A 24,042-nucleotide genomic window follows, 5' to 3' on the forward strand; every position below is an offset into this window, starting at 1 on the left:
AACTTTCGATCTTTGGACACGTGGCTCCGAGCGCCCAGCCGATCCGAATCCTCATCGTGGTCACGCCCAACTTCAATCTGGCGGCGACGACAGCCTTCATCGATCCGTTCCGGGCGACAAACTATCTTGAGGGGCTGACACGCTTTCGCTGGATGATCGCCTCCGCCCATGGAGGATCATGCCTCGCCAGCAACGGCATGATGGTCCAGACGGAGAAGCTCGCTTCCATCGAAGAGCAGAATTTTGAAATCGTGCTGGTGTCGGCGAGCTGGACACCGGAGACGGCGAGCACTCCGCATCTGCAGGCGCTGCTCAGGAAATGGGCGCGCAACGGCTCCATCGTCGGCGGGCTCGATACGGGAGCGTTTATCCTCGCCGATGCCGGACTGCTCGACGGGCGCCGCGCCACGGTGCATTACGAGCATATCGATGCGCTGAAGGAGCTGCATTCCGACATCGACGTGTCGGAAGACATCTTCGTCCATGACGGCAAACGCTTCACCTGCAGCGGCGGGATCGCTTCGGCCGATGTCGCCTTGCATTTGATCCGGGCAAGCGCCGGCGATGCTTTGGCCAATGCCGCGGCTCGCTACATCTTTCACCCGACCTTGAGGCCGGCCGGAACATCGCAGAACCCCGGTAGCGCGGAACCGCTTGGCCGCTCGGCGCCCAAGACCGTGCGCCAGGTCATATCGATCATGGAGCAGCATCTCGAGCAGACGCTGATCATCCCCGAGCTTTGCCGCAAGGTGGATATCTCGCAAAGGCAGCTCGACCGGCTGTTCAAGCAATATGTCGGCAAGCCGCCGGCGCTCTATTATCGCGATATAAGGCTGGACCGGGCGCGCGGCCTGGTCACCCAGACCGACATGCTCATGTCGGAGATAGCGATCGCGTCGGGCTTTTCGAGCCAGGTCCATTTCAGCCGGGCCTATCGCGAACGCTTTGGCCTTTCGCCGCGTTCCGACCGTGTCGAGGGCCGCATACCTTTCGAGTTCAGGGCCTGGCCGATGCACCGGAAGTCGCCGGACGATGAGGACGAGGCGGCTGGCGAAAAACGATAAACCAGCGGCGAACCGCGCATAGATTCTTCGCCTTTTCGGCAGCAAGCTTCTGCCATCGTGTCCTGTGCAGGCGCACGAAACCAGAGGTGCTTCGATGACGCTGCTTCCTTCGAAAGACGAGTTCACCGCCATCAAGGAGGGCTATTCGCCGAACCCCTCGCGGTCCCTTTCGCTGAAGAGCGACGCCTATACCGACCCGCGCTGGCATCAGGTCGATCTGGAAGCGATCATCGCCAGGACCTGGCAGTGGGTTTGCCATGTCGAAAAAGTCCGCAAGCCGGGCGACTATATCGCGGTCGAGACCGCGGGACGCCCTATTGCCGTCGTCCGCGACCGCGAAGGCGTTCTGCGCGCCTTCTACAATGTATGCAAACACCGCGCCCATGCGCTCCTTTCGGGCGAGGGCAATTCCAACAAGATCATGTGCCCTTACCACGCATGGACCTATCGCCTCGACGGCCAGCTGGTGCGCGCGCCGCACACCGAGACGCTGGAAGACTTCCAGACGAAGGACATCTGCCTCGACCAGGTGCAGGTCGAGGAGTTTTGCGGCTTCATCTATGTCAATCTCGACCCCTCAGCGGCGTCGCTCGCTTCCCAGACGGGCGACCTCGCGACCGAGATCAAGCACTGGGCGCCCGACATCGACCAGCTGACCTTCGCGCATCGGCTGACCTATGACATCAAGTCGAACTGGAAGAACGTCGTCGACAATTTCCTCGAATGCTATCACTGCCCGACGGCACACAAGGATTTCTGCACGCTGGTCGACATGAGCACCTACAAGGTGACGACGCACGGCATCTATTCCAGCCACATGGCCGATGCCGGCAAATCCGCCAACTCCGCCTATGACGTCTCCAACGCGACCGTACGGACGCATGCCGTGTGGTGGCTGTGGCCGAACACCTGCCTGATGCGCTACCCCGGGCGGTCCTCGATGATCGTGCTGAACATCATCCCGGCGGGGCCGGACCGGACCTTCGAGACCTACGATTTCTTCCTCGAGAGCAAGGAGCCGAACGAGGCGGAAGTGCAGTCGATCAAGTACCTCGACGAGGTGCTGCAGGTCGAGGACATCAACATCGTCGAGAGCGTCCAGAAGGGCATGAACACGCCCGCCTTCACGCAAGGGCGCATCGTCAACGACCCCGATGGCTCCGGGCAGTCGGAACACGCCGTGCATCATTTTCATGGCCTGGTCCTCGACGCCTATGGGCGCTGCGCTGCGTGATCGACAGGTTGCATCGACGATGCATTTAGCCGGCGTTTCAAAGGGCTCTCCATGAGCGGAAGACTTAAGGACAAGGTGGCGCTGGTCACCGGCGGGCGCGGCGGCATCGGCCGCGCAATCTGCGAGAGGTTTCTCGCGGAGGGAGCCACGGTCTTCGCAGGTGATCTGAGCGATACAGGCAGCATGGGCGCCTCGCCGGAAGGATCCGCGACATTCGTGCAACTGGACGTGACCTCGGAAGACCAGGTCAGGGCCGCCATGGCCAAGGTCGAGGCGGCCGCCGGCAAGCTCGATGTGCTGGTGAACGCCGCCGGGATCGAGATCGAAAAGACCATCGAGCACACCACGCTCGAGGAATGGAACCGCTGTTTCGCGGTCAACGTCACCGGCATGTTCCTCACCTGCAAATACGCGCTCCCCCTGATGCGCAAGGTAGCCGCCGGCGGCCGCACAGCCTCGATCATCAATTTCGGCAGCTATGACGGCTTCATCGCCGACCCGGGCCTCGCCGCCTATTGCGCCAGCAAGGGCGCGGTGCATGCGCTGACCCGCGCCATGGCCTGCGACCACGGACCCGAAGGCATCAGGGTCAACGCGATCTGCCCAGGCTATGTCGACACACCGATGCTGCAGTCCTTCTTTGCCGGCGCAGGATCGGGAGGCGGCGGCGGCACGATCGAAATGCTGCGCGACGCGGTGCGCAACGTGCACCCGATGCGCAACTACGGCACGCCGGCCGACGTCGCCAACCTGGTCAACTGGCTTGCGAGCGACGAAGCGCGCTACGCCAGCGGCCAGCTCTGGATCCTCGATGGCGGCCTGTCGGCCCAGGTTCAGCAGATGAGACTTTGACCATGAGCAAACCCGTCATCATCACCTGCGCCCCGACGGGCGGCATCCACACGCCGACGATGTCGGAGCATCTGCCGATCACGCCGAGCGAGATCGCCAAGGCGAGCATCGACGCGGCTGAAGCAGGCGCGGCGATCATCCATCTCCACGCGCGCAATCCCGAGACCGGCAAGCCCGATCCGCGGCCGGAGTTGTTCCAGGATTTTCTCCCGCGCATCAAGCAATCCTGCAACGCGGTGCTGAACATCACCACAGGCGGCGGGCTGGGCATGACGCGTGAGGAGCGGCTGCGGGCGGCGAGCACGGTCAGCCCCGAAATGGCGTCGATGAACATGGGGTCGATGAATTTCGGCGTCTTCCCGATGCTCGACAAATATTCGAACTGGAAGCATGAGTGGGAGCCGGAATTCCTGGCGATGACCCGGGACTTCATCTTCCGCAATACGTTCGGCGACATCGAATATTCGCTGCGGGAACTTGGCGACGCGCACGGAACGCGCTTCGAGTTCGAATGCTACGACCTCGGCCACCTCTACAATCTAGCCTGGGTCGTTGACCAGGGCTGGGTCAAGTCGCCTTTCTTCGTCCAGATGGTGTTCGGCATCCTTGGCGGCGTCGGCGCCGATCTCGACAATCTGGTGCACATGCACACGATTTCCGAAAAACTGTTCGGCGACGATTATGAATGGTCGGTGCTCGCCGCCGGCAGGCATCAGATCCCGTTCACCACGCAAGCAGCATTGCTCGGCGGAAACCTGCGCGTCGGCATGGAGGACAGCCTCTATATCGGCCCGGGCCAGAAAGCGACGTCGAGCGCCGAGCAGGTGAGGAAGATCCGCTCGATCGTCGAAAATTTCGGCCGCACCGTCGCCACGCCGGACGAAGTGCGCAAGCGTCTCGGCCTCAAGGGTGCCGCCAATGTGGCGTTCTAGGTGAGAGAAACGTGGCCGCTCGGGAAAACAATCTGCTGGGAAAAATAGCGATCGTCACCGGCGGCGGACGCGGCATCGGCCGCGCGATCGTTGACCGGCTGGTCGGCGATGGCGCCCGCGTGCTGACCTGTGGCCGCGGCAAGCGTCCGGACAATCTTGCCGCCGAGGTCTCCTGGGTCCAGGCCGATGTCGGCAAGTCTTCCGACGCAGAGGCCATCGTGAAGGCTGCCCGCGATGCTTTCGGCGCGCCGACGATCCTGATCAACAATGCGGGCATTCAGATCACCAAGACGGTCGCCGAGACCACCGACGAGGATTGGGATCTCGTCATCGGCGCAAACTGCAGGGGCGTGTTCAACATGTGCCGCGCGGTGTTGCCCCTCATCGCCGAGCATGGCGGCAGCATCGTCAATATCGGCTCGATCTCCGGCAATGTCGCCGATCCGAGGATGGCGGTCTACAATGCCTCGAAAGCCTTCGCGCATGGCCTGACGCGCTCGATCGCGGTCGATCATGGGCCGAAGGTGCGATGCAACGCCATCTGCCCGGGCTGGATCATGACCGAGATGGCGGCGGACGGCTTCGACCTTGCCCATGATCCGGCGCGCGCCAAGGCCGACGCCATTGCCAGGCATCCTGCCGGCAGGCTCGGCAAGCCGAGCGACATCGCCAATGCCGTCGCCTGGCTGGTTTCCGACCAGGCCGCCTTCGCGACCGGCCAGTGTTTCGTTCTCGACGGCGGACTGACCGCCGCCTCCCCTTTGCAACCAGGATTGTTCTAGATGACCAACGTCAATCACACGGCGGTGCTCGGCGCGGGCGTTATCGGCGCGAGTTGGACGGCGCTGTTCCTCGCCTCCGGCCGCAGCGTCGCGGTGTTCGATGTTGCCGATACGGCCGAGGCGCAGGTCCGCGACTATGTCGAGCAGGCATGGCCGGTGCTGAAGGATCTCGGGCTCACCGACAAAGGCAATCCCGATCGCGTCAGCTTCCATAAGTCGGCTGCCGAGGCCGTTGACGGCGCGCAATTCGTCCAGGAAAGCGTTCCGGAACGGATCAACATCAAGCACGAGCTTTTTGCCGCGATCGAGCCCGCGCTCGCTTCAGATGCTGTCGTGGCATCGTCGGCCTCGGGCCTGACGCTCAGCGAGATGCAGGCGGGATGGAAAAATCCGGCCCGCTTCGTGCTCGGCCATCCATTCAATCCCCCTCACCTCATCCCGCTGGTCGAAGTCATGGGAAACGGGCGCACGGCCGACGGCGTGGTCGAGGCGGCCGAGCGCTTCTACGCCAGCGTCGGCAAGGTGACCATCCGCGTCAACCGCGAGGTGCCGGGCCACGTCGCGAACCGGCTGCAGGCGGCGGTGTGGCGCGAGGCGATCCATCTGGTGAAGACGGGCGTCGCCAGCGTCGAGGATGTCGACAAGGCGATGTGGGCCGGGCCGGGGCTGCGCTGGGCCGCGATGGGGCCGACCATGCTGTTCCATCTCGGCGCCGGCGAAGGCGGCCTTGCCGCGTTCTGCGAACGCTACACCAGCAGCTTCAATCGCTGGTGGGACGATCTCGGCGTCCTCCATCTCGACCCAAAGACTTCGGCGACACTGGTGCAAGGCGTCACGGAGGAAGCGCAGGGCAAATCGGTGTCGGACCTGTCCGGCCAACGCGACGCCTTGATCACCGCCACGCTGAAGGCGATCACGCCGCTTCGGGCGCGCTGAGCGGCACAATGTCGAACATCCCGGTAGAAAACGGCCCTGTCGTCATCGTCGGCGCCGGACAGGCGGGATTTTCCGTTGCCGCCAAATTGCGCGACCTCGGGCACAGCGGGCGGATCACCCTGGTTGGAGCGGAGCCGCACCCGCCCTATCAGCGCCCGCCGCTTTCGAAAGGCTATCTTCTGGGCGATATCACGGAGGAGCGCCTGCATCTCAGGCCTTTGACCTTCTACGACCAGAAAACGATCGAGCTCCGGTTGGGGACGGAGGTCGAGGCAATCGACCGGGATCGGCGCGAGGCGAGGCTGAACGACGGATCGGTTCTGTCCTATAGCCGCCTTGTCCTTGCCACCGGATCGCGGCCCCGACTCCTGCCGCCGGACCAAGGCGGCGACCTGGACGGAGTCTACTATCTGAGGTCGATCGCCGATATCCAAAGGCTGGCGCGGGAGTTCGTAGCGGGTCGGCGCGTCGTCATCGTCGGGGGCGGCTATATCGGCCTCGAAGCCGCCGCCGTCTCCGCCAAGCTGGGCTTGGGTGTCACGCTCATCGAGAGCGCCCCGCGAATCCTGCAGCGCGTCGCGTCGGCCCATACCGCATCGTTTTTCCGTGAGCTCCACCGAAGCCACGGCGTCGACATCCTGGAAGGCGTCGGGTTGACGCGCCTGGCCGGGCGCGAGGGCCGGGTGACCGGTGCCGTCTTGAGCGACGGACGCAGTTTGCCGGCCGATTTCGTGATCGTCGGTATCGGCATCCATCCGAATGTGGAACTCGCTGAAATGGCAGGCCTCGATACCGAGAACGGCATCGCGGTCGACGCCCAATGCCGGACCACGGACCCCTTCATCCTCGCGGCCGGCGACTGCGCGTCGTTTCCCTGGAAGGGCCGGCGCCTCCGCCTCGAAAGCGTCGGCAATGCCGTCGAGCAGGGTGAGGCCGTGGCGAAGACCATCATGGGCCAGCCGCAGAAATACCACGCAGAGCCATGGTTCTGGTCGGATCAGTTCGATTGCAAGCTGCAGATCGCGGGCCTGGGCGGCGACCATGATTGCGCGATAACCCGGCAGGTGTCCGACACCTCGCTTTCCATATGGTATTATCGGGGCGACGACTTGCTGGCGGTGGACGCGATCAACCAACCGGCCGCCTACATGGTGGGCAAGCGCCTGATTGCCCAGGGAAAATCACCGGACCGGATGAAGGTCGGTGACGCCGGCTTCGAGCTCAAGTCGCTCCTTGTCTGATCGATTGCCGGCTAACGTCTAGCTTCGTTTGACAGGGGAACGGCCCAGCCCCTTAAAGCCGAGCCGTTCGACCCATCCGACGGGCAACGGTGATCCAGCCGGGTCTATCCCTTGGCGCCATCCAGCCAAGGTTTCCACACCGCCTCGTTCTTGTCGATCCATTCCTTGACGACGGCGTCGAGATCCTTGCCCTGCTTGTCGACCGCCAGCATCAGTTTCTGTTGCTCGGTCGCATCCATCTTGAACGCCTTGAGGAAGGTGTAAGCCGCCGGCCATTTGGCGCCGAAGCCGGACCACACGATCTTGTCGACGTCAGGCGGCGTGATGCAGTGGTCGTTGGTCTGCTGCTTGCAGGGCGGCATCGTCACCCAACCGACATCGTTCTCGGCCAGCGCGTAATGCGGGCCCCAGAACATCATGATCAGCGGCGTCTTGGCGGCTTCCGCCGCTTCGAGCTCAGCCACCAGGGCGCCTTCGGAGCCCGATGGCACGGCAGTGTAGGGCATGCTGTTGTCGGCAAGGATGGTCGCCGCGCGCGAGCCCCAGTCGGACGGGTAGTCGAGGAAGCGGCCATTCGGCGCCGTCTCCGGCGTCGCCAATGCCTGCACGCATTCGGGCTTGTTGAGCGCGGTCCAGTCGGGCAGGCCGGGGCAGACCTTTTCCATGAACTTCGGATAGATCCAGCCTTCCTGGGTCTTCAGATCGAGCTTGCCGATATCCTCGATCTGCTTGGCGGCGAGCACCTTCGGATAGATATCGCCGACATTGTTGAGCCAGATCTCGACCGAAGCGCTGAGCGAGCCGTCGGCAAGGCCTGAGAATTGCGGAAAATTACCGGCGGTGACGTATTCGACCTTATAGCCGAGCTTTTCCAATATCTGTCCTGCGATGTGGGTGGAGACGTGCGCGCCGGTCCATTCCAGCATGGCGAGCTTGATCGGCTCATCCTTGGCGCCGAGATCGGCGCTTTGCCCGGCCGTCGTTGCGGCAAGCATCAGCGCGAGGCCAAGCCCGGCCCCTTGCAAGGCATTTCCTATTGTCATGTCAGTTCCCCTGTTGGTTGATGGTCCTTCTGTTTATGCCGGCCTCCTCCCACGAGACCGGGATCCATCACCCCCGACCGACGCTACCACAAGGCGCCGCCGGTGATCTGGATATTTTCCATGGTGATCCCCTTGGCGAGGTCCGAGCAGAGGAAGACCGCGAGCGCCGCGATTTCTTCCGGCTGCATCATGCGGCCCTGGGGATTGCCCTTCCTGAATTCGTCCATCACCTCCTCGGCGCTGCGGCCCTTGCCTTCGCGCTCGACGACCTGCGCCACGTTGCGGCGCATCAGCTCGGTCTCGACCCAGGTCGGGCTGATCATGACGCAGGTCACGCCATGCGGCGCGCCTTCAAGCGCGACGCAGCGTGTCAGGCCAAGCAGGCCGGCCTTGGAGGCGCAATAGGCAGGATTGTCCTTCCAGCCGACGGAAGCGGCGGTCGAGCCGATGTTGACGATGCGGCCCCAGCCGCGCTCGATCATGCCGGGCAGAACGGCGCGCGTGGTGCGGAAGGCGCCGGTGAGATTGGTGTCGACGATCTTGTCCCAGAGCGCGTCGGAATGGCCGCAGACCGGCTGTTCGGCCGTGGTGCCGGCGGCGTTGACCAGGATATCGGCGGCGCCGACAGCCGCCTGGGCTTCCGCAAAGAAGAGATCGGTGAGCGCGCTGTCACGCACGTCGAGATGGGCGGCATGCACCTTGGTGCCGTGGGCGGCGAGCGCCGAGCGGACCCGCTCGATTTCTTCCGCGCCGGGATAATAGGCGGCATCGACCCTGCCCGCCTGTGGCGACGCCACATAGGAGCCGACGGCGACATTGGCGCCTGCCTTGGCGAGCGCCGTGGCAATGGCAAAGCCCATGCCGGAAAAGCCGCCGGTGACGATGGCGCTGCGGCCGGTGAGGTTGGTCATCGCAAGCGGTCTCCGAATTCACACTGCAAGATAGCCTCCGTCGACGACCATTTCGGAGCCGGTGACGAATTTCGATTCGTCCGAGGCGAGGTAGAGGACCATGTAGGCGATGTCCTTGGGCTCACCGAGGAAGCCGATCGGATGGCGCGACAGCGCCTTGGCCTTCTCCTGCTCGAGCTTGCCCAGGTCGCGCAGATAATTCTCGGTCTGCGGCGTCCAGATATAGCCGGGATGAATGGAATTGCAGCGGATGCCGTAGCGCTGCTCGGCGCAATGGACGGCGACCGCTTTGGTCAGCGTGCGCACGCCGCCCTTGGAGGCGCAGTAGGCGGCAAGGTCGGCCTCGCCGATGATGCCGTCGATGGAGGAGAGATTGATGATCGATCCGCCGCCGGATTTCTTCATCAGCCTGATGCCTTCCTGGCAACCGAGGAAGACGCCGTCGAGATTGACGGCAATCGTGCGCCGCCATTCGGCCAGAGTCGTGTCCTCGACGTTTCTGGCAATCGCGATGCCGGCATTGTTGACCAGCACGTCGAGCCGCCCGAAGCGCTGCTCGATCGCCGCCATCACGGCAGGCCAGTCCTCGGGCTTCGACACGTCATGGCGCAGCGCCAGCGCCTCACCGCCAGCCTTGACAATCTCGGCCGCCGTATTGCCGGCGAGCCCTTCGTCAATGTCGCCGACGACCAGCCTGGCGCCTTCCGCCGCCAAAAGAAGCGACGACGCCCGCCCGAGGCCGAGACCGGCTCCGGTAACGAGCGCCACCTTGCCTGCGACGCGGCCCATTTGCGGCATCACCCTCCTTTGTTAGTCGGCTCCAGCGGCGTGCCCAGCCAATCACGATAGAAGCCTTCGAGGTCCGGCTCGAAATCATGCACGATCGGATAGCCGGGCGCAGCCGCCTCGACCTCATGCAGCGAGCCGCATTGCGGGCAGATGAACTCGCGGATTTCCATCCAGCCCGGATCCGGCAAATCGCTGTTGGGGTAGATCTCGCGCAGCGTCTCCTCGCTATCGCGCACGATGATCGCCGCCTTCAGCTTCCAGTTCTTGCGGTAGTCGCCAAAGGAATGGCCGCATTCGCATTTCGTCACCCGCTCGTCGCCGCTCTGGCAGATGAAGAGATGGTCGCCGACCGGAAGCAGGATCGGATCGTTCCAGCCGACGCGGTCCTGCAGCACAGCGACATATTTGAAGAAACGGTCGTCGTCCTTGTAGGCGCTCATGATGCGGCGCGTCTGCGGCCAGGGCAGCGTGCCGGCAACCAGGTCGGCGATGACTTCCTTGCTGTATGAGGTCATGGTCCCTTACTCCACGCCGAAGGTCGATTTGGCATCGACATCCCAGAAGGTCGAAAAGTCCTTGGTGAAGCGCGGCGAAAGCTTGATGGCGCTGGCGTACATCTTCTTGACCTCGGGCGCGAAGTCGGCGGCCTTCACCCGTTCGCGCTCCTTGGCGATCCACTCCGAAACCGGTTTTGCGCTAGCCAGGCGCTTGGCCCGCATCTCGGCGCGATGGCGCTTGGTGGCTTCGAGATTGGCCACCGGAAAACCGTCCTCGTCCTCGTCGAGGACGACGCCGAAGATGCCTTCAGCCGCTTGCCTCGTGAGGAAACCGTTCTCGACGTCCCAGGCGGTTTTCACCGGGTCGCGTTCCAGCACGTCGCCGTAACCGCCGCCGCCATTGTAGGAATGGGTAAACACGTCGCCCGTCTTATGCGGCGCGGTGATGTAGGGGCCTTCCAGCGTCACATGCTCGCCTTCCAGCCGCACTTCCAGCTCCGAGCGGTATGGATTGGTGCCGGTGTGATGCGCCAGCGGCGAGCCATTCCCGGCCAGCTCGAAGATGTTGGTGTCGCGCACCGCGCGGTGCTTCTGGCAGGTCGGCGCCGGATAGCCGCCACAGAGCCCGCCATTGTCGAAGACGCGTGAGGAATGTTCGGACGTAACAAGCCGCAGATGATCGGTCTTCGAGACCAGCCAGGTCGACAGGAACGAGCAGCCGCCGCGATATTTGCCGGCGCCGCCGGAATTGGGAACGATCGACCTGCCGATATAGAGCATTGGCATGTTCTGTTCCCAGATCTCGATATTGCCCATGTCGGACTCAGGATTCCAGCCGACATAGGCGGTGTCGAGGCCGTCCTTGATGGCCAAGGCGCCGGAGCCGGCGGCGGCGCATTCGAAATGCGCCATGCCGAAGGGCGTGCCGTACTGGCTCTCGCCGCCCATCTCGATCATCGGGCTGTTGACCTGGCCGACAAAGGCTTCCTCGACGAAGCCGCGGGCGATGAAGGAGCGCGAAAGCAACCGCTGGAAGACGCCATAGGCGGGCAGCAGCAGCGCCCAGGACGTGGCGGTCGCCACCATCTCGTTGTCCGGGTTGGTCCAGGTGCCGTGCGGCAGCTTCAACTCGGTCGCCATCCAGGCGCCGTCATTGACCAGGCCCTCGAAATTCATGTGCTGGGTCAGCGTCACGAACATGCCGCCATCCATGCCGGCCGGCGTGCAGTTCATCGAATGGTAGCCCCAGGGCTGCGTGCCCTCGAAGTCCATCTTGATCTTGCCGTCTGCGGTGATCTCCATCTCGATGGGGATGTTGTAGAGCCAGTCGGGATCGCCGAGCGGCTGGTAGCCCGGCTTGCCGGCGGTGACGTGGCCGTAGAAGGTGTGGCCGCGATAGATGCCGGGCACGGTGAGCTGGCGGGTGCGCGCGAGCTGGGCGCGGCGGCCTTCCTCGATGAACTCCTTCGATACCTGCATCCAGTAGTCGAGGCCGATCTCGTCGATCAGCGCCTTGACGCTCTCGCGCATATCGATGCACGACGCCACCTTGGCCTTCTCGTCCAGCACCCAGTAGATCGGCATGCGGAGATTACGCTCGCAGCGGATGACGTAGTCCCGCCTGAGCTCGTCGTTCTCGCCGACCTTCTCGGCGCAGACGAACAGGCCTTCGGTGAAGCGCTCCTGCGCCAGCGCCACGTCGCCGCCGGGCGTGATGCCGCCGGCCTCCAGCTCGTGGCAGACGGCGCCGGCCCAGCCGACCAGCTTGCCGGAATGGAAGATCGGCACGACGTCCATGACGTCCGGCACCTGCACGGTGCCGATAAAGGCGTCGTTGTTGGCGAAGATGTCGCCGTCGCGGATCTGCGGGTTCTCCTCGTAGCCGTTGCGGATCATCCATTTGATGAAGCGGCTCATCGTGTGCACATGCACCATGATGCCGTTGGAGAGCGCGATGGCATCGCCTTCCGGCGTGTATATGGCGACGACCATCTCGCCGACCTCGCGCACGCCGGGTGAAGCCGAGATGCGGCGCGCCATCTCGCGGGCCGACACGCAATAGGCGCGCAGCTTGGTGTGCAGCGTCTCGAATTTCAGCGGATCCTGGTTGCGCAGATGGAGGTCGGTGATGCCGTCATAGCATCCGGTCTCTTCCATCAGCCGTTCGGATTCGATCAGCCGTTCGCGGATGCGCAGCGCAGAGGCGGGTTTGTCCAGCATGGCGTTCGCCCTTCTCAAGCGTGGGTGTAGTGCAGCAGCGTCCATTCATCGACATGGACGCGATCCTGCGGGTGGACGACGAGCGTCGTGGCCGGGTGTTCGATGATGGCCGGTCCGATCACTTCATGGCCGGGCTGCAGCAAGTCCATCTCGTAGAGATTGGCCTTGTGCCAGCGGCCGCCGATATAGGCCTCGCGCACGCCCTTATGGGCCGACGCCGGATCGGATTTGCCGAGCGGCCGCTTGACCAGCATCGGCTTGACCTTGTCGGCGGTCGCGATCAGGCCCAGCTCGGTGATCGAGAAGCCGGCCTCGCCATAGCGCGAGACGCGGTGATTGACCTTGGCGTAGACCGCCTCGAATTCGGCGATGACCCTGCGCATATCGTCGGCGGAACCGATGGCGGACAGCGGTGCCATCACCTCCACGTCCTCGAGCTGGCCGGTGTAGCGCATCATCAGGAACGGCACGGTCTTGATCTTGCTCAATGCGTGGCCGTCGGCGACCATTTCGTCGACCGCGGCCTTGGTCAGGTCGTCCCAGACCCCCGTGACCTTCGCGCCGAAAGCCTGCAATTCGTCATCGCTGGCGCGCGCGCCGATATCGATCTGCGTCGACACCGAATGGCGACGCATGAAATCGGCGGTGGTGCAGCCGAAGGCCGAGAAGGCGGCGGCGAACTGGAAGGTGATGATGTCCTTGAAGCCGATGCCCTTGGAGCAGCCGGCGAGATGCAGGGGGCCGGAGCCGCCATAGGAGAGCAGGGTGAATTCGGACGGATGGATGCCTTGGCCGGAGATGACGCGGCGCAGCGCATTGTTGGCGTCGGCCTCCAGCATGTCGATCATGCCTTCGGCCGCCTCCTCGACGCCGACCCCCAGCACGCGGGAGCATTTCTCCTCGAAGGCTTTGCGCGCCTTCTCGACCTGCAGCACGACCTTGCCGCCAAGGAAGTAATGCGGGTTCAGACGGCCGAGGATGGCATCGCAATCGGCGATGGTCGGCTCGGCGCCGCCCTTGGCGAAGCAGATCGGGCCGGGATCGGAACCGGCGCTTTCCGGCCCGAGCGAGACCTTCCTGGTCAGCGGATCGACCTTGAGGATCATACCGGCGCCGGCGCCGATCGTGTCGAGATGCAGCGTCGGCACGTTGAGCTTGAAGCGGTCCATCAGCGGCTCGTTCTCGATCCGCGTCTGGCCGCGCGTGATGACGCCCATGTCGAAGGAGGTGCCGCCCATATCCGAGCAGATCAGCGAGTCGTTGCCGATCAGCTTGCCGACATAGGCGGCACCGAGGATGCCGCCGATCGGGCCGGAGATCATCGTCTCATGCAGGCGCGGATGGTTGATGGAGGTCAGGCCGCCGAAGGAGAGCAGCGTCTGCACGCCATATTTGAAGCCGTATTTCTTCGAGACGTCCTCGATGCCCTTAAGCTGCCTGCGGCCGCGCGAGGTGGCGTAGGCCTCGATCAGCACCGAGTTCAGCCGCGACTGCTCGCGGATGACGGGCCGCACTTCATGGCTCGAGTAGACCAGGATGTCGGCGCCGGCAGCGGCGATCTCATCGCGGCAGATCTCGGCGATGCGCTTCTCGTGCGCCGGATTGACGTGCGCGAAGATGGTCATGATGCAGATCGCCTCGACCTTGTCGGCGATCAGCTTCTTGGCGGCGGCATGCACCTCGTGCTCGTAGAGCGGCAGGATGATGTCGCCGAACTGATCGATGCGCTCGGTGACGCCATAGGTGCGACGGCGCGGCACCAGCGGATCGGGATGATGGTGAGTGACCGCGTGCAGGCGGTCGGCATAAGAATAATCCGCCCATGCCTGCAGGCCGCGGCCCATCAGGATCATGTCCTCGAGGCCTTTGGTGGTGATCAGGCCGAGCTTGCGGCCGGTGCGCGACAACAGCGTGTTGAGCATGCCGGTGCCGGAATAGAGCACCACATTGACGCCCGAGAACAGATCCTGCAGCGAGATGCCCCAGGCATCGGCGGCATCCTCCGCCGAGGCGAGGAAGCCCTCGGCCTCGTTCTTCGGCGTGGTCGCCGACTTGCCGATCTTGAAGTGGCCGTCCTGATCGACAAGGATCGTGTCGGTCATGGTGCCGCCAGCGTCGATGCCGATGACGATTGGGTTGGTGGTGATCTGGTCCACGGGTCGCCTTCCCTTGCCGAGAGTGACCACAGGCTAGATTCGATCGCGCTGATCGCGCCATATGCCTAAAGACACAATGACCCGGCGGCGCGGTTCGCCGAGAAAAGGGCATGCGCATGGGCAATATCTGGGCGCCGCTGGCAAAAGCGATCGCCGCCACCGGCACCGAACGGCATGTCGACTGCCTGATCGACCTGATCGGCGCCGACATCGCGCACGACCTGGTGACGGTGACGCGCTATTCGGCGACCAGGACACCGGAATTCGTCAAGCATCGGCGCTTCTCGGACGAGATGGTGCGGCGCTACCTCGACAATTACTACGTCTTCGACCCGTTCTATGCCTCGTGGCGCAGCCAGCGCCGGCTGGGCATCATGCCGCTGAAAGGTCTGGCCGACGAGGAAGCCAAGCGCGGCCAGTACATAGCCGGCTTCTTGGCGCAGTCGGAAATCTGCGACGAGGTCGGCATCATGCTGGCCGATGGCGGCGACTGGTGCCTGGGTATCTTTCTCGACCGCTCGACCGTGTCGTTCAAGGACAGCGAGATCGCGCTGCTGACCGAACGGCTGCCGGTGTTCGAGGCCCTGCATGCTCTCGACATCAAGGCGCGCGGGTCAGACTTTTCGCGCACCTCGGCGCCGAGCGGCCCCGGCGCTTCGCCGCAGCAGAAACCCAGCATTCCAGAAAGCCTGTGGCCCGAGCTTTCATCGCGCGAACGCGAGTTGGTGCAGTTGATCCTCGCCGGCCATCCGACCGCCAACATCGCCGAGCGGCTCGGCATCACCGTCGGCACGGTCAAGAACCACCGCCGCCGCATCTATGAAAAGCTCGACATCACCACCGAGCGCGAGCTGTTCCTGCAATTCTTCCAGCACCGGATGGACAGGTAGCGGCGCGTCAGTCGTGCAGGTCCCGCGGAATCGGTGGCCCTAGGGTGAAGCCGGAAAAGGTCGCCTCAAAGCCTTCGCGCTGCGGCGAGCAGCACATCATGCCCACGTCGACCGTTTTCGAGATCGGGAAATAGGCCAGCCGCACCGGCTTCCAGCGGCCGTCCGAGGCGTCCAGATATTGGATGCGGATCGCCTCGGCGTGGCGGGTCAGGCGGATCCTGACACCGTCCTTGCCGGCGGCGATGGCGACCAGGGACCAGTCGGAAGTGTCGTTGGTGACGACGACAGAGAAGTAGGCCAGCCCGTCGGTGTATTCGATGCCGGCCTTGATCCAGTGCGTTTCGCTGAGGCGCAGCATCAGCCCCGCCTGATCGTAGAGCACCTTGTAGTCGCCCTTGACGATGACCTCGGCGCTGAAGTCACCCTCGACGGGACGGTAGAGGAAATGGCCGTTGTGGCGCCAGAAGCCATAGAAGGTCTCGCGCCAGAAGTCGGTCTCCTTGCCGGTTCGGACGGTAAGCGTGCCGTCGCCGACCATGTGATGCGGCGGCGGGTTGAGCCATGTCATATCGGCTAGGCCAGACGTCATCAATTCCCCCTTCGATACGCCTAGCCGGCGAATGTATAGGCCGTCTTCACCGTGGTGTAGAACTCCATCGCGTAGCGGCCCTGCTCACGTGGGCCGTAGCTCGAGCCCTTGCGGCCGCCGAACGGCACGTGGAAGTCGACGCCCGCCGTCGGCAGGTTGACCATGACCATGCCGGCTTCGGAATTGCGCTTGAAATGCGTCGCGTGCTTCAGGCTGGTCGTGCAGATGCCGGAGGTGAGGCCGAAGGGCGTGTCGTTGGCGACAGCCAGAGCCTCGTCATAGTCCTTGACGCGGATGACGTTGGCGACCGGGCCAAAAATCTCCTCGCGCGAGATGCGCATGGCATTGTTGGAGCCAACAAACAGCGCCGGCTGCAGATAGAAGCCGGGCGTCCCGCGCTCCAGCCGGTCGCCGCCGAAGGCGAGCTCGGCGCCTTCCTGGCGGCCGATGGCGATATAGTCCTCGTCCTGCTTGAGCTGCGACTGGTCGACGACCGGGCCGATCTGGGTCTTGGCGTCGAGCGCATCGCCGATGACGAGCTTGTCTAGCCGCTCCTTCACCGCATCGACGAAACGGTCGTGGATGCCTTCGCTAACGATCAGGCGCGAGGAGGCCGTGCAGCGTTGTCCAGTCGAGAAATAGGCGCCGTTGATGGCGCAATCGACGGCCACCGCAAGATCGGCGTCGTCGAGCACGACGAGCGGGTTCTTGCCGCCCATCTCAAGCTGGAACTTGCGCATGTGCTCGACGCTTGCCGCGGCGACGCGCTTGCCCGTGCCGACCGAGCCGGTGAAGGAGATGGCGTTGACGTCGGGGCTGTCGAGCATCGCCTGGCCGACCACCGAGCCCTTGCCCATGACGAGGTTGAGCACGCCCTTGGGCAGGCCGGCGCGGTGCAGGATGTCGACGATGGTCCAGGCGCTTTCGGGCACCAGTTCGGCCGGCTTGAAGACGATCGTGTTGCCGTAGGCGAGCGCCGGCGCGATCTTCCAGGCGGGGATGGCGATCGGGAAATTCCATGGCGTGATGATGCCGACGACACCGACGCCCTCGCGGGTCATCTCGACGCCGACGCCCGGCCTGACGCTCGGCACCATCTCGCCCGACAGGCGCAGCGTCTCGCCGGCGAAGAAATCGAAGATCTGCGCGGCGCGGATCGTTTCGCCCACGCCCTCGGCCAATGTCTTACCTTCCTCGCGGGCGAGCGACCGGCCGATCTCGTCCTTGCGCGCCACGATCTCGTCCGAGGTCTTCTTCAGCACGGCGTGGCGGGCAAGAGGTCCGGAGCGCGACCAGGCCGGAAAGGCGGCCTTGGCGGCCGCTATGGCCTGCTTGGCCTGCTCCGGCCCGGCCGACGCGTATTCGCCGACGACATCGTTGGTATTCGAGGGGTTGATGTTGCGCGAGCCGGCCTCGCCAAGCCACTCGCCATCGATCAGGTTCTTGCGCAGCACGGTCATCTTGTTTTTCCTTGGGTTCTGGTCACGGCAGCTATCAGCCGGTCAATTGTCAGACAAATGATATAGTCACTGTCCGGAAAGAGGTCTACCCGGCATATGAGACAAAGCTAGGACTCAGGTCGAGAACGACCAGAACAGGCAGGCGAGCGTGACCACGCCGAAGATGACGAAGAACAGGCTTCTCAGCAGGACGTTGCGGCGAAGCTCGTTCATGGTGAGATGCGCCGCCACGATCGCCGCGACGAACAGGAAGCGCCAGTTGAAGAGCGCCCACAGCACCTCGTGCTGGCCGAAAGCCCATCGGGCGACCAGCGAGCCGACGATGGTCGCGAACAGCATGATCGTCGCCCAGCAGATCGCGTCGGCGGCATGGGTCAGCACGATGCCGGCGGCGCGGATCGGGAGGATCATCATCAGCATGGCGCCGAAGAAATAGACGGCGGCGATCGCCAGGAACGAGCCGGCGTCGGCGATGCCGTCGAGGCGCTTCACGCCATACGCGCCGTAGGGATAACCGTGCCTCGCCACGGCCAATGACAGCGCCATCAGCAAGGCGCTCAAAACCGTGACCAATGCGAATGTGCCGAGGGCCTTGCTCATGCCGTTTCCCGTCAAGACGAATCAACAGGAGTCTAGCAATCAAAAGCCGCAATTCACCTGTCGATATTCTCGAAGGCGCCAATGCCCTGGGCGATCAGATTTGTCGCCATGACCAGCGAGACGATCGCGCCCGAGTTGAAGACGACGACCCACCATTTGCCGCCGGTGAGGAAGCCGGAGCCTTCGGCGATCGCCAGGCCCCAGTCGGCGGAGGGCGGCTGGATGCCGAGGCCGAGAAAGCTCAGCGTGGCGATCGAGAAGAAGGCGTAGCCCAGCCTCGTGACCAGCTCGATCAGGATCGTCTCCCTGATGTTGGGAAGGATCTCCAGCACCATGATGGCGAAGGCATTCTCGCCGCCGAGGCGGGCCGCGCTGACATATTCGCGTTCCTTCTGCTCGCGCACGGCGGCGCGCACGGTCCTGGCCACCAGAGGTGCATAGGCGATGGCGATCACCAGGATGACCGTGAGGTTCGAGGGCCCGAGCGCCACCAGCGTCATGGTGACGAGCACGATGAAGGGAAAGGCCATCAGCGTATCGAGCAGCCGCGCGCCGATCGCGTCGACCAGGCCATCGAAATAACCGAGGACCAGGCCGATGATGGTGCCGGCGGCGACGCCACCCAATGTCGCGAGCGGCGCCACCAGCAGGATGTCGCGCGACCCGACGATGATGCGAGACAGCACATCGCGGCCGAGATGATCGGTGCCGAACCAGTGCGCGGCGTCCGGCGGCGTCAGCGTGGCGAGAAAATCCTCGGCATAGGGATCGTAGGGAACCAGACGGAACAAAGCGCAGGCGATCCAGAAGGCGAGGATGAGTGACCCGAAAATGACAGAAGGTGGAAGGCCGCGAACGGCGCGGCCCAGCCTGCCGGCGACCCGCAAGAATGCAGGCACGCGCGAAGGTGCCGGAAATTCCAGAAGGTCCATCATGGCGACGCCCGCCGCCGCTGCCGCGGGTCGAGCAGCGCCTGCACGAGATCGCCCGCCGCCGCAGACAGGACGAAGATCGTCGCCATGACAAGCACGCCTGCTTCCAGCATCGGGAAATCCCGCGACTTGGCGGCGTTCAGCACCAGGTTGCCAAGGCCCTGGATGCCGAACAATGCCTCGATCACCACCAGCCCGCCGAGCATGTAGCCGCTCTGCGTCGCGAGCACTGCGACCGTCGGCGTCAGCGCGTTGGGCAGCACGTGACGGACAATGACCTGCCGGCGATCGAGCCCTTTCAGGGTGGCGGTGCGCGTATAGTCGGCGGCCAGCGCTTCGATGACGCCGGCCCGCGTCATGCGCGCCAGATAGCCAGCGAGGTTGAGCACCAGCGGCAGCGCCGGCAGGATGAGGTAGTAGCCGCTCGTCCAGAAGCTCGCGCCGTCGGGAGCCGCACCCGTGATCGGCAGCCAGTTCAGCCACAGGCCGAAGACCAGGAGCAGGAGCAGCCCCGACACGAAATCCGGGACGATGCCGAAGGAGACGCCGGCGAGCACGATCAGCCGATCGGCAAGCCCACCCCGGTTGAGGCCGGCGACAATGCCCGCGCCGACACCCAGCGGCACAAGAAACAGCATGATGATTCCCGCAAGCGCCGCCGAGCGACCAAGGCTTGCCAGCACGAAGGGGCCGACCGGCGCGCGCATCGACAGCGACGTGCCGAAGTCGCCGGTGAGCGCCGCGCTGAACCAGCGCCAGTATTGGACGAGCACAGGCTGGTCGGCGCCGAGCTGCCTGTTCAACGCCGCGACGGCCTGCGCGTCGGCGAAGGGACCAAGCATGACGCGCGCGACATCGCCGGGCAGGACCTGCCCGGCGAGGAAGACCAGCGCGCTGACCAGCCACAAGGTGAGGAGCAGCGAGGCCACGCGTGCCGACAAGGCGCGGCCGGTCAGCATCGGGCTCCGGCGCCCCGGCCGGTTTGACGTTTCCGCGTCATGCCTGGACGAAGGAAACGCGGTCGAGCAGAAGATGCGAGATCGCCGTGAAGCGCACGCCTTCGACCTTCGCGCTGGCGATCCGGCTGTATTGCGAGAAGTAGCTGATGATTTCCGGCGTCTCGTCGAGCAGCAGGGTCTGGATCTTGCCGGCTGCGATGCGCTGCGCCTGAAGGTCGCGCGCCTTGCCGTAATCAACCAGCAATGCGTCATAGTCAGCATTCTTGAAATGCGCGGCGTTCCACGCGCCGTCGCTCTTCAGCGTCGCGTTGAGGAAGATGTCAGGCGTGCCGCGATGACCGAAATCGGTGATGCCGAGATTGGAATCGAGCCAGGGCGAGCTGCCGAACGTCGCCGACCCGTAATAGGCATCCTGCGGCAGCACGTTGAGCTTGATGTCGATGCCGGCCTTCTTGGCGAAGTTCTGGATGATGACGGCGTAATCGGGGATATCGTAGGCGCGCTCGGTGGTCAGCGTCACCTCGAAGCCGTTGGGCACGCCGGCCTCGGCCAGCAGCCGCTTGGCCTCGGCGATGTCCTGCTTGCGCTGCGGCACCGACGGATCGGCCGAGGGGAAGATCGGCGCGAATGGCGTGTCGTTGCCGGCGATGGCGCGACCCTTGAGCAGGCCTTTGACGATAGCCTCGCGGTCGAGGGTGAGCGCCAGCGCGCGGCGGACGCGCTTGTCGGTGAACGGCGCCTGGTCTGTCCTGAGATGCACGGCGTCATGCGAGCTTGCCTGGACGCTGAGCAGCTTGAAATTGGGATTGCCCTCGATCGCCAGTTCGAGACGCGTGGTGCTCGGGATGACGTCGAGCTGGCCTGCCTGCAGCGCCACAACCTGCGCCTGCTCGTCGTCGAAGAATTTTATTTCGACCCGGTCGGGCAGCGCCTTGTCGCCCCAGTAATCGGGATTGCGCACGAAGCTGGCGCCCTGCTTGGGGCGGAAGGATTCGAGCTTGAACGGGCCGGTGCCGTTGAAATTCTTCTCGAAATCGCCGGCATAGTCGGCCGGCAGGATCACGGCGTTGTAGACGTCCGAGGAGACATAAAAGGGGAAATTCGAGTTCGACTGGTCGAGATCGAAGGCGACCGTCGCGTCGTCGACAATCTTGGCACCGCCCTTGGACAGGATGCCCTTGTAGGCAGAGAGCGCCGACGAGCCGCTGTTCGGATCGACCAGACGCTCGAAGCTTGCCACCACATCCTTGGCGGTGACGGTGCGGCCGTCATGGAATTTCACGCCGGGCCGCAGCTTGAAGGTCCAGCGCTTGGCCGTCTCGTCGGCTTCCCAGGACAGAGCGAGCTTCGGCTGCAGCCCGTCCTTGGGATCGTCGAGGATCAGATATTCGCCGACCTGGCTGAGCACGCCGATGCTGGCCGGATCGGTGACCGTGACCGGATCGATCGCCTTGGTCGGCTGGCCAAGCCCGACGCGGACGGTGCCGCCGGCGGCAGCGGCGCGCGCCGTGCCTGAGAAGCCCAAACCTTGCGAGGCGGCAAAGCCGGTCAGGCCGATCAGTGCCGCGTATTTCAGGAGATCGCGGCGTTTCAGGTAGCCGGCGGCGTATTCGTCGACAGCGACGTTCCAGATGTCACCAGACAGATTGCGAAGGGCGTCGATTTCGTTGCGCTTGGTCATTTTTGCCTCTGTGAAAATCGTGGTTCTGAAATGAAGCGGAGACGACGGGGCCGGATCAGACCGGCTGGCCGTCGAGATGGATGCGGTCGACTGCTTGCGGATAGAAGGCGATCAGCCCCTTGATCTTCGGCATCTCGGCGATCGGATCGCGGTAGCTCCAGGCGATGTCTTCGCGGAGCGAGCCGTCCCTGAGCACGCCGGACCCGTAGGAGGCGACGCCTTTGTAGGGACATCGGGTCCTCGTCAACGAAGCCCTCAGCCGGTCGAGCCGGACATCCTCCGGCGGAAGATAGAAACGTGTCGGCAGATGCGTTTCGAACAGCAGCACGGGACGGCGGCTGTCGGCGATCGGCTCGCCGTCGAACCAGATCTCGACATGGCTGGAGCTCTGCAGCACGTCGATGCGCGCATAGGGATCGCGGGCATGGACGAAGACTTCTTCCTCCTCCTCGAACCATTGGTCGACGAGGTTCCAGGTGAAGGCGATGCGGCCGGCAAGCGGCGCGAGGTTTTCGTCGAGCGGGGCGACAAACGACCAGGCGGCATCGGCGGCGCACCTGTCGCCGGCTTCGATATCCCAATATTTCGTCTCGCCGCCGACGGCATGCTGCTGGCCTTGCTTCGACGGCTTCAGCGCCGACTGGTCGACCGCCGCCAGCGGGAAGAAGTAGATCGGCAGGAAGTGATTGGAGCGCAGCACCAGCACGTTGCGGCTGTCGGCGATGACGCGGCCGCCGAACTTGACGCGGATGCGCTTGGGACTGTGCAGGACGTTGATCAGCTGCGGCGCGGTCGCTTCGCGCGGCTGCAATCTCGGTGCGGCGGTCATGACGGCTCTCCTCAGGACACGGCGCGCTGATTGGCGCGCTGCTCGGCGAAGCGGTTGGCGGGGCGGGCGAGGCCGAAGCGGTCGCGCAGCGTTCCTGGCGCGTATTCGGTCGGGAAGACGCCGCGGCGCTGCAGCTCGGGCACGACCTGTTCGGCGAAGTTGATCCAGTCCTCCGGCAGCAGCGGGAACATCAGGTTGAAGCCGTCGGTGGCTCCCGCCTCGAACCAGTCCTGCAGCTGGTCGGCAATCTGCTTCGGCGTGCCGGCGACGGTCGGCACCGAGCCGCTGTTGGCGAGCTTGCGGGCGATCTCGCGCAGGGTCAGGTTCTGCGAGGCCCACTGCCTGACCCGGTTGAGCGAGGTGCGCCCGCCATTGAAGGTGCTTTCGTCCGGAAGCTGCGGCAGCGGGCCGTCCGGCGGATAGGCCGAGAGGTCGATGCCGCTCCAGCTCGACAGGAGATCGATGCCGACGCGGTCCGGCAGCAGCGTCTGCAGGTACTCCTGTCTGTCGCGCGCCTCGGCCTCGGAGGCGGCGACGATCGGCAGGATGCCCGGCAGGATCTTGAAGCTTTCCGGCCGCCTGCCGTGACGGGCGAGACGGTCGTTGATGTCCTCACGATACCGGATGCCGTCTTCCCTGGTGCTGTAGATGGCGAAATGCGCATCGGCATGGGCGGCGGCGAAATTCTTGCCGTCTTCCGAGGAACCTGCCTGGACGATCAGCGGATGGCCCTGCGGCGGCCGCGAGACGTTGAGCGGCCCGCGCACCTTGAAATGGGCGCCGCGATGGTCGAGCACATGGACCTTGTCCGGATCGGCAAAATAGCCGGTTTCCTTGTCGAACAGCAGGGCTTCGTCCTCCCAGCTGTCCCACAATCCCTTGACGATATCGAGGAATTCGGCGGCGCGCTGGTAGCGGAAGGCATGCTCGATATTGCCGTCGCGGCCGAAATTGCGCGCCTCCTCGTCCATGGCCGAGGTGACGACGTTCCACGACGCCCTGCCGCCGCTGATGTGGTCGAGCGAGGCGAACAGGCGCGCCACATTGTAGGGCTCGCTATAGGAGCTCGACGCAGTGGTGATAAGGCCGATATGCTTGGTCACGCCGGCAAGCGCCGACAAAAGCGTTAACGGCTCGAGGCGGGCATTGGCGTAGTGCGCGACGCCGCTCTTCACCGAATCCCAGATCGATACGTGGTCGGCGACGAAGATCGTGTCGATCCTGGCACGCTCGGCGGCCTGGACCAGCTCGCGATAGTAGTCGAAGCCAAGCACTTCCCGGCCGGGCGCACGCGGGTGCCGCCACGACATGCGGTGATCGCCCTGCGGGTTGAAGAAAAATGCGCTCAGGATCAACTGGTTTCGCGCCATGCAGGCCTCCTTGCAAATCCTTGGGAGAGACACGGACGCCGCGTTGCTCGGCACGACCCGCGATCTCCAATTTGC

Annotated in this window: 22 protein-coding genes; 8 read left to right on the forward strand and 14 right to left on the reverse strand. The window is 64.3% G+C overall.

The window, feature by feature from the left end; all coding sequences use genetic code 11:
- The first annotated feature begins 20 nt into the window (after positions 1-20).
- From RFM41_RS19445 to RFM41_RS19475, 7 genes are all read left to right on the forward strand, one after another.
- A complete protein-coding gene (locus RFM41_RS19445) occupies positions 21-1,064 on the forward strand; it encodes a GlxA family transcriptional regulator (RefSeq protein ID WP_320250560.1) in 1,044 nt (347 codons plus the stop codon).
- A gap of 94 nt (positions 1,065-1,158) precedes the next feature.
- On the forward strand, positions 1,159-2,298 hold the full coding sequence (locus RFM41_RS19450) for an aromatic ring-hydroxylating oxygenase subunit alpha (protein ID WP_320250558.1): 1,140 nt from the start codon (positions 1,159-1,161) through the stop codon (positions 2,296-2,298).
- 51 nt (positions 2,299-2,349) lie between these two features.
- The gene (locus tag RFM41_RS19455; RefSeq protein WP_320250556.1) at positions 2,350-3,150 is read left to right on the forward strand and encodes an SDR family NAD(P)-dependent oxidoreductase; all 801 of its coding nucleotides are present in this window, start codon (positions 2,350-2,352) and stop codon (positions 3,148-3,150) included.
- A 2-nt stretch (positions 3,151-3,152) separates the two neighbouring features.
- On the forward strand, positions 3,153-4,082 hold the full coding sequence (kce, locus tag RFM41_RS19460; protein WP_320250555.1) for a 3,5-dioxohexanoate:acetyl-CoA acetone transferase: 930 nt from the start codon (positions 3,153-3,155) through the stop codon (positions 4,080-4,082).
- An 11-nt stretch (positions 4,083-4,093) separates the two neighbouring features.
- Positions 4,094-4,864, forward strand: coding sequence for an SDR family NAD(P)-dependent oxidoreductase (locus RFM41_RS19465; protein ID WP_320250554.1), 771 nt, complete (start codon positions 4,094-4,096; stop codon positions 4,862-4,864).
- Positions 4,865-5,800 carry a 3-hydroxyacyl-CoA dehydrogenase NAD-binding domain-containing protein gene (locus tag RFM41_RS19470; protein WP_320250553.1) on the forward strand — a complete coding sequence of 312 codons (936 nt, stop codon included), beginning with the start codon at positions 4,865-4,867 and terminating at the stop codon, positions 5,798-5,800.
- Positions 5,801-5,808: 8 nt separating this feature from the next.
- Positions 5,809-7,041: an NAD(P)/FAD-dependent oxidoreductase gene (locus RFM41_RS19475; protein ID WP_320250552.1), complete on the forward strand. Its 1,233-nt coding sequence runs from the start codon at positions 5,809-5,811 to the stop codon at positions 7,039-7,041.
- Between the two features lie 104 nt (positions 7,042-7,145).
- Here the strand turns inward: RFM41_RS19475 and RFM41_RS19480 are convergent, their stop codons facing one another.
- The 6 genes from RFM41_RS19480 to RFM41_RS19505 form a co-directional block, all read right to left on the reverse strand.
- Positions 7,146-8,084, reverse strand: coding sequence for an ABC transporter substrate-binding protein (locus tag RFM41_RS19480; protein ID WP_320250550.1), 939 nt, complete (start codon positions 8,082-8,084; stop codon positions 7,146-7,148).
- Between the two features lie 83 nt (positions 8,085-8,167).
- Positions 8,168-8,995, reverse strand: a complete 828-nt coding sequence (locus RFM41_RS19485; RefSeq protein WP_320250548.1) for an SDR family NAD(P)-dependent oxidoreductase — start codon at positions 8,993-8,995, stop codon at positions 8,168-8,170.
- An 18-nt stretch (positions 8,996-9,013) separates the two neighbouring features.
- On the reverse strand, positions 9,014-9,784 hold the full coding sequence (locus RFM41_RS19490) for a glucose 1-dehydrogenase (protein ID WP_320250546.1): 771 nt from the start codon (positions 9,782-9,784) through the stop codon (positions 9,014-9,016).
- 8 nt (positions 9,785-9,792) lie between these two features.
- Positions 9,793-10,299, reverse strand: coding sequence for an acetone carboxylase subunit gamma (locus tag RFM41_RS19495; protein WP_320250545.1), 507 nt, complete (start codon positions 10,297-10,299; stop codon positions 9,793-9,795).
- Between the two features lie 6 nt (positions 10,300-10,305).
- Complete coding sequence (locus tag RFM41_RS19500) at positions 10,306-12,501, reverse strand: hydantoinase B/oxoprolinase family protein (RefSeq protein WP_320250543.1); 2,196 nt, start codon at positions 12,499-12,501, stop codon at positions 10,306-10,308.
- Positions 12,502-12,515: 14 nt separating this feature from the next.
- On the reverse strand, positions 12,516-14,657 hold the full coding sequence (locus tag RFM41_RS19505; protein WP_320250541.1) for a hydantoinase/oxoprolinase family protein: 2,142 nt from the start codon (positions 14,655-14,657) through the stop codon (positions 12,516-12,518).
- Between the two features lie 110 nt (positions 14,658-14,767).
- On the opposite strand from RFM41_RS19505, the gene RFM41_RS19510 reads away from it, so the two are divergent.
- Entirely contained in the window at positions 14,768-15,547 is a 780-nt protein-coding gene (locus RFM41_RS19510) for a helix-turn-helix domain-containing protein (RefSeq protein ID WP_320250539.1), read from the forward strand.
- Positions 15,548-15,554: 7 nt separating this feature from the next.
- Here the strand turns inward: RFM41_RS19510 and RFM41_RS19515 are convergent, their stop codons facing one another.
- The 8 genes from RFM41_RS19515 to RFM41_RS19550 all read right to left on the reverse strand — a co-directional run bounded on the left by RFM41_RS19515 (position 15,555) and on the right by RFM41_RS19550 (position 23,967).
- Positions 15,555-16,136 carry a DUF1349 domain-containing protein gene (locus RFM41_RS19515; protein WP_320250537.1) on the reverse strand — a complete coding sequence of 194 codons (582 nt, stop codon included), beginning with the start codon at positions 16,134-16,136 and terminating at the stop codon, positions 15,555-15,557.
- Positions 16,137-16,156: 20 nt separating this feature from the next.
- Positions 16,157-17,596: an aldehyde dehydrogenase family protein gene (locus RFM41_RS19520; protein ID WP_320250535.1), complete on the reverse strand. Its 1,440-nt coding sequence runs from the start codon at positions 17,594-17,596 to the stop codon at positions 16,157-16,159.
- 114 nt (positions 17,597-17,710) lie between these two features.
- A complete protein-coding gene (locus RFM41_RS19525; protein WP_320250533.1) occupies positions 17,711-18,196 on the reverse strand; it encodes a hypothetical protein in 486 nt (161 codons plus the stop codon).
- A gap of 53 nt (positions 18,197-18,249) precedes the next feature.
- Positions 18,250-19,131, reverse strand: coding sequence for an ABC transporter permease (locus tag RFM41_RS19530; protein ID WP_320250532.1), 882 nt, complete (start codon positions 19,129-19,131; stop codon positions 18,250-18,252).
- Positions 19,128-20,087: an ABC transporter permease gene (locus RFM41_RS19535; protein WP_320250531.1), complete on the reverse strand. Its 960-nt coding sequence runs from the start codon at positions 20,085-20,087 to the stop codon at positions 19,128-19,130. Before RFM41_RS19535 ends, RFM41_RS19530 begins: the two co-directional genes overlap by 4 nt.
- A 37-nt stretch (positions 20,088-20,124) precedes the next feature.
- The gene (locus tag RFM41_RS19540; protein WP_320250529.1) at positions 20,125-21,768 is read right to left on the reverse strand and encodes an ABC transporter substrate-binding protein; all 1,644 of its coding nucleotides are present in this window, start codon (positions 21,766-21,768) and stop codon (positions 20,125-20,127) included.
- A 55-nt stretch (positions 21,769-21,823) separates the two neighbouring features.
- On the reverse strand, positions 21,824-22,597 hold the full coding sequence (locus RFM41_RS19545; protein ID WP_320250527.1) for a DUF427 domain-containing protein: 774 nt from the start codon (positions 22,595-22,597) through the stop codon (positions 21,824-21,826).
- Between the two features lie 11 nt (positions 22,598-22,608).
- Positions 22,609-23,967, reverse strand: a complete 1,359-nt coding sequence (locus RFM41_RS19550; RefSeq protein WP_320250526.1) for an LLM class flavin-dependent oxidoreductase — start codon at positions 23,965-23,967, stop codon at positions 22,609-22,611.
- Positions 23,968-24,042 lie beyond the last annotated feature (75 nt).

The sequence above is a fragment of the Mesorhizobium vachelliae genome (assembly GCF_033977325.1).
In the GTDB taxonomy this organism is placed as follows: Bacteria; Pseudomonadota; Alphaproteobacteria; order Rhizobiales; family Rhizobiaceae; genus Mesorhizobium; species Mesorhizobium vachelliae.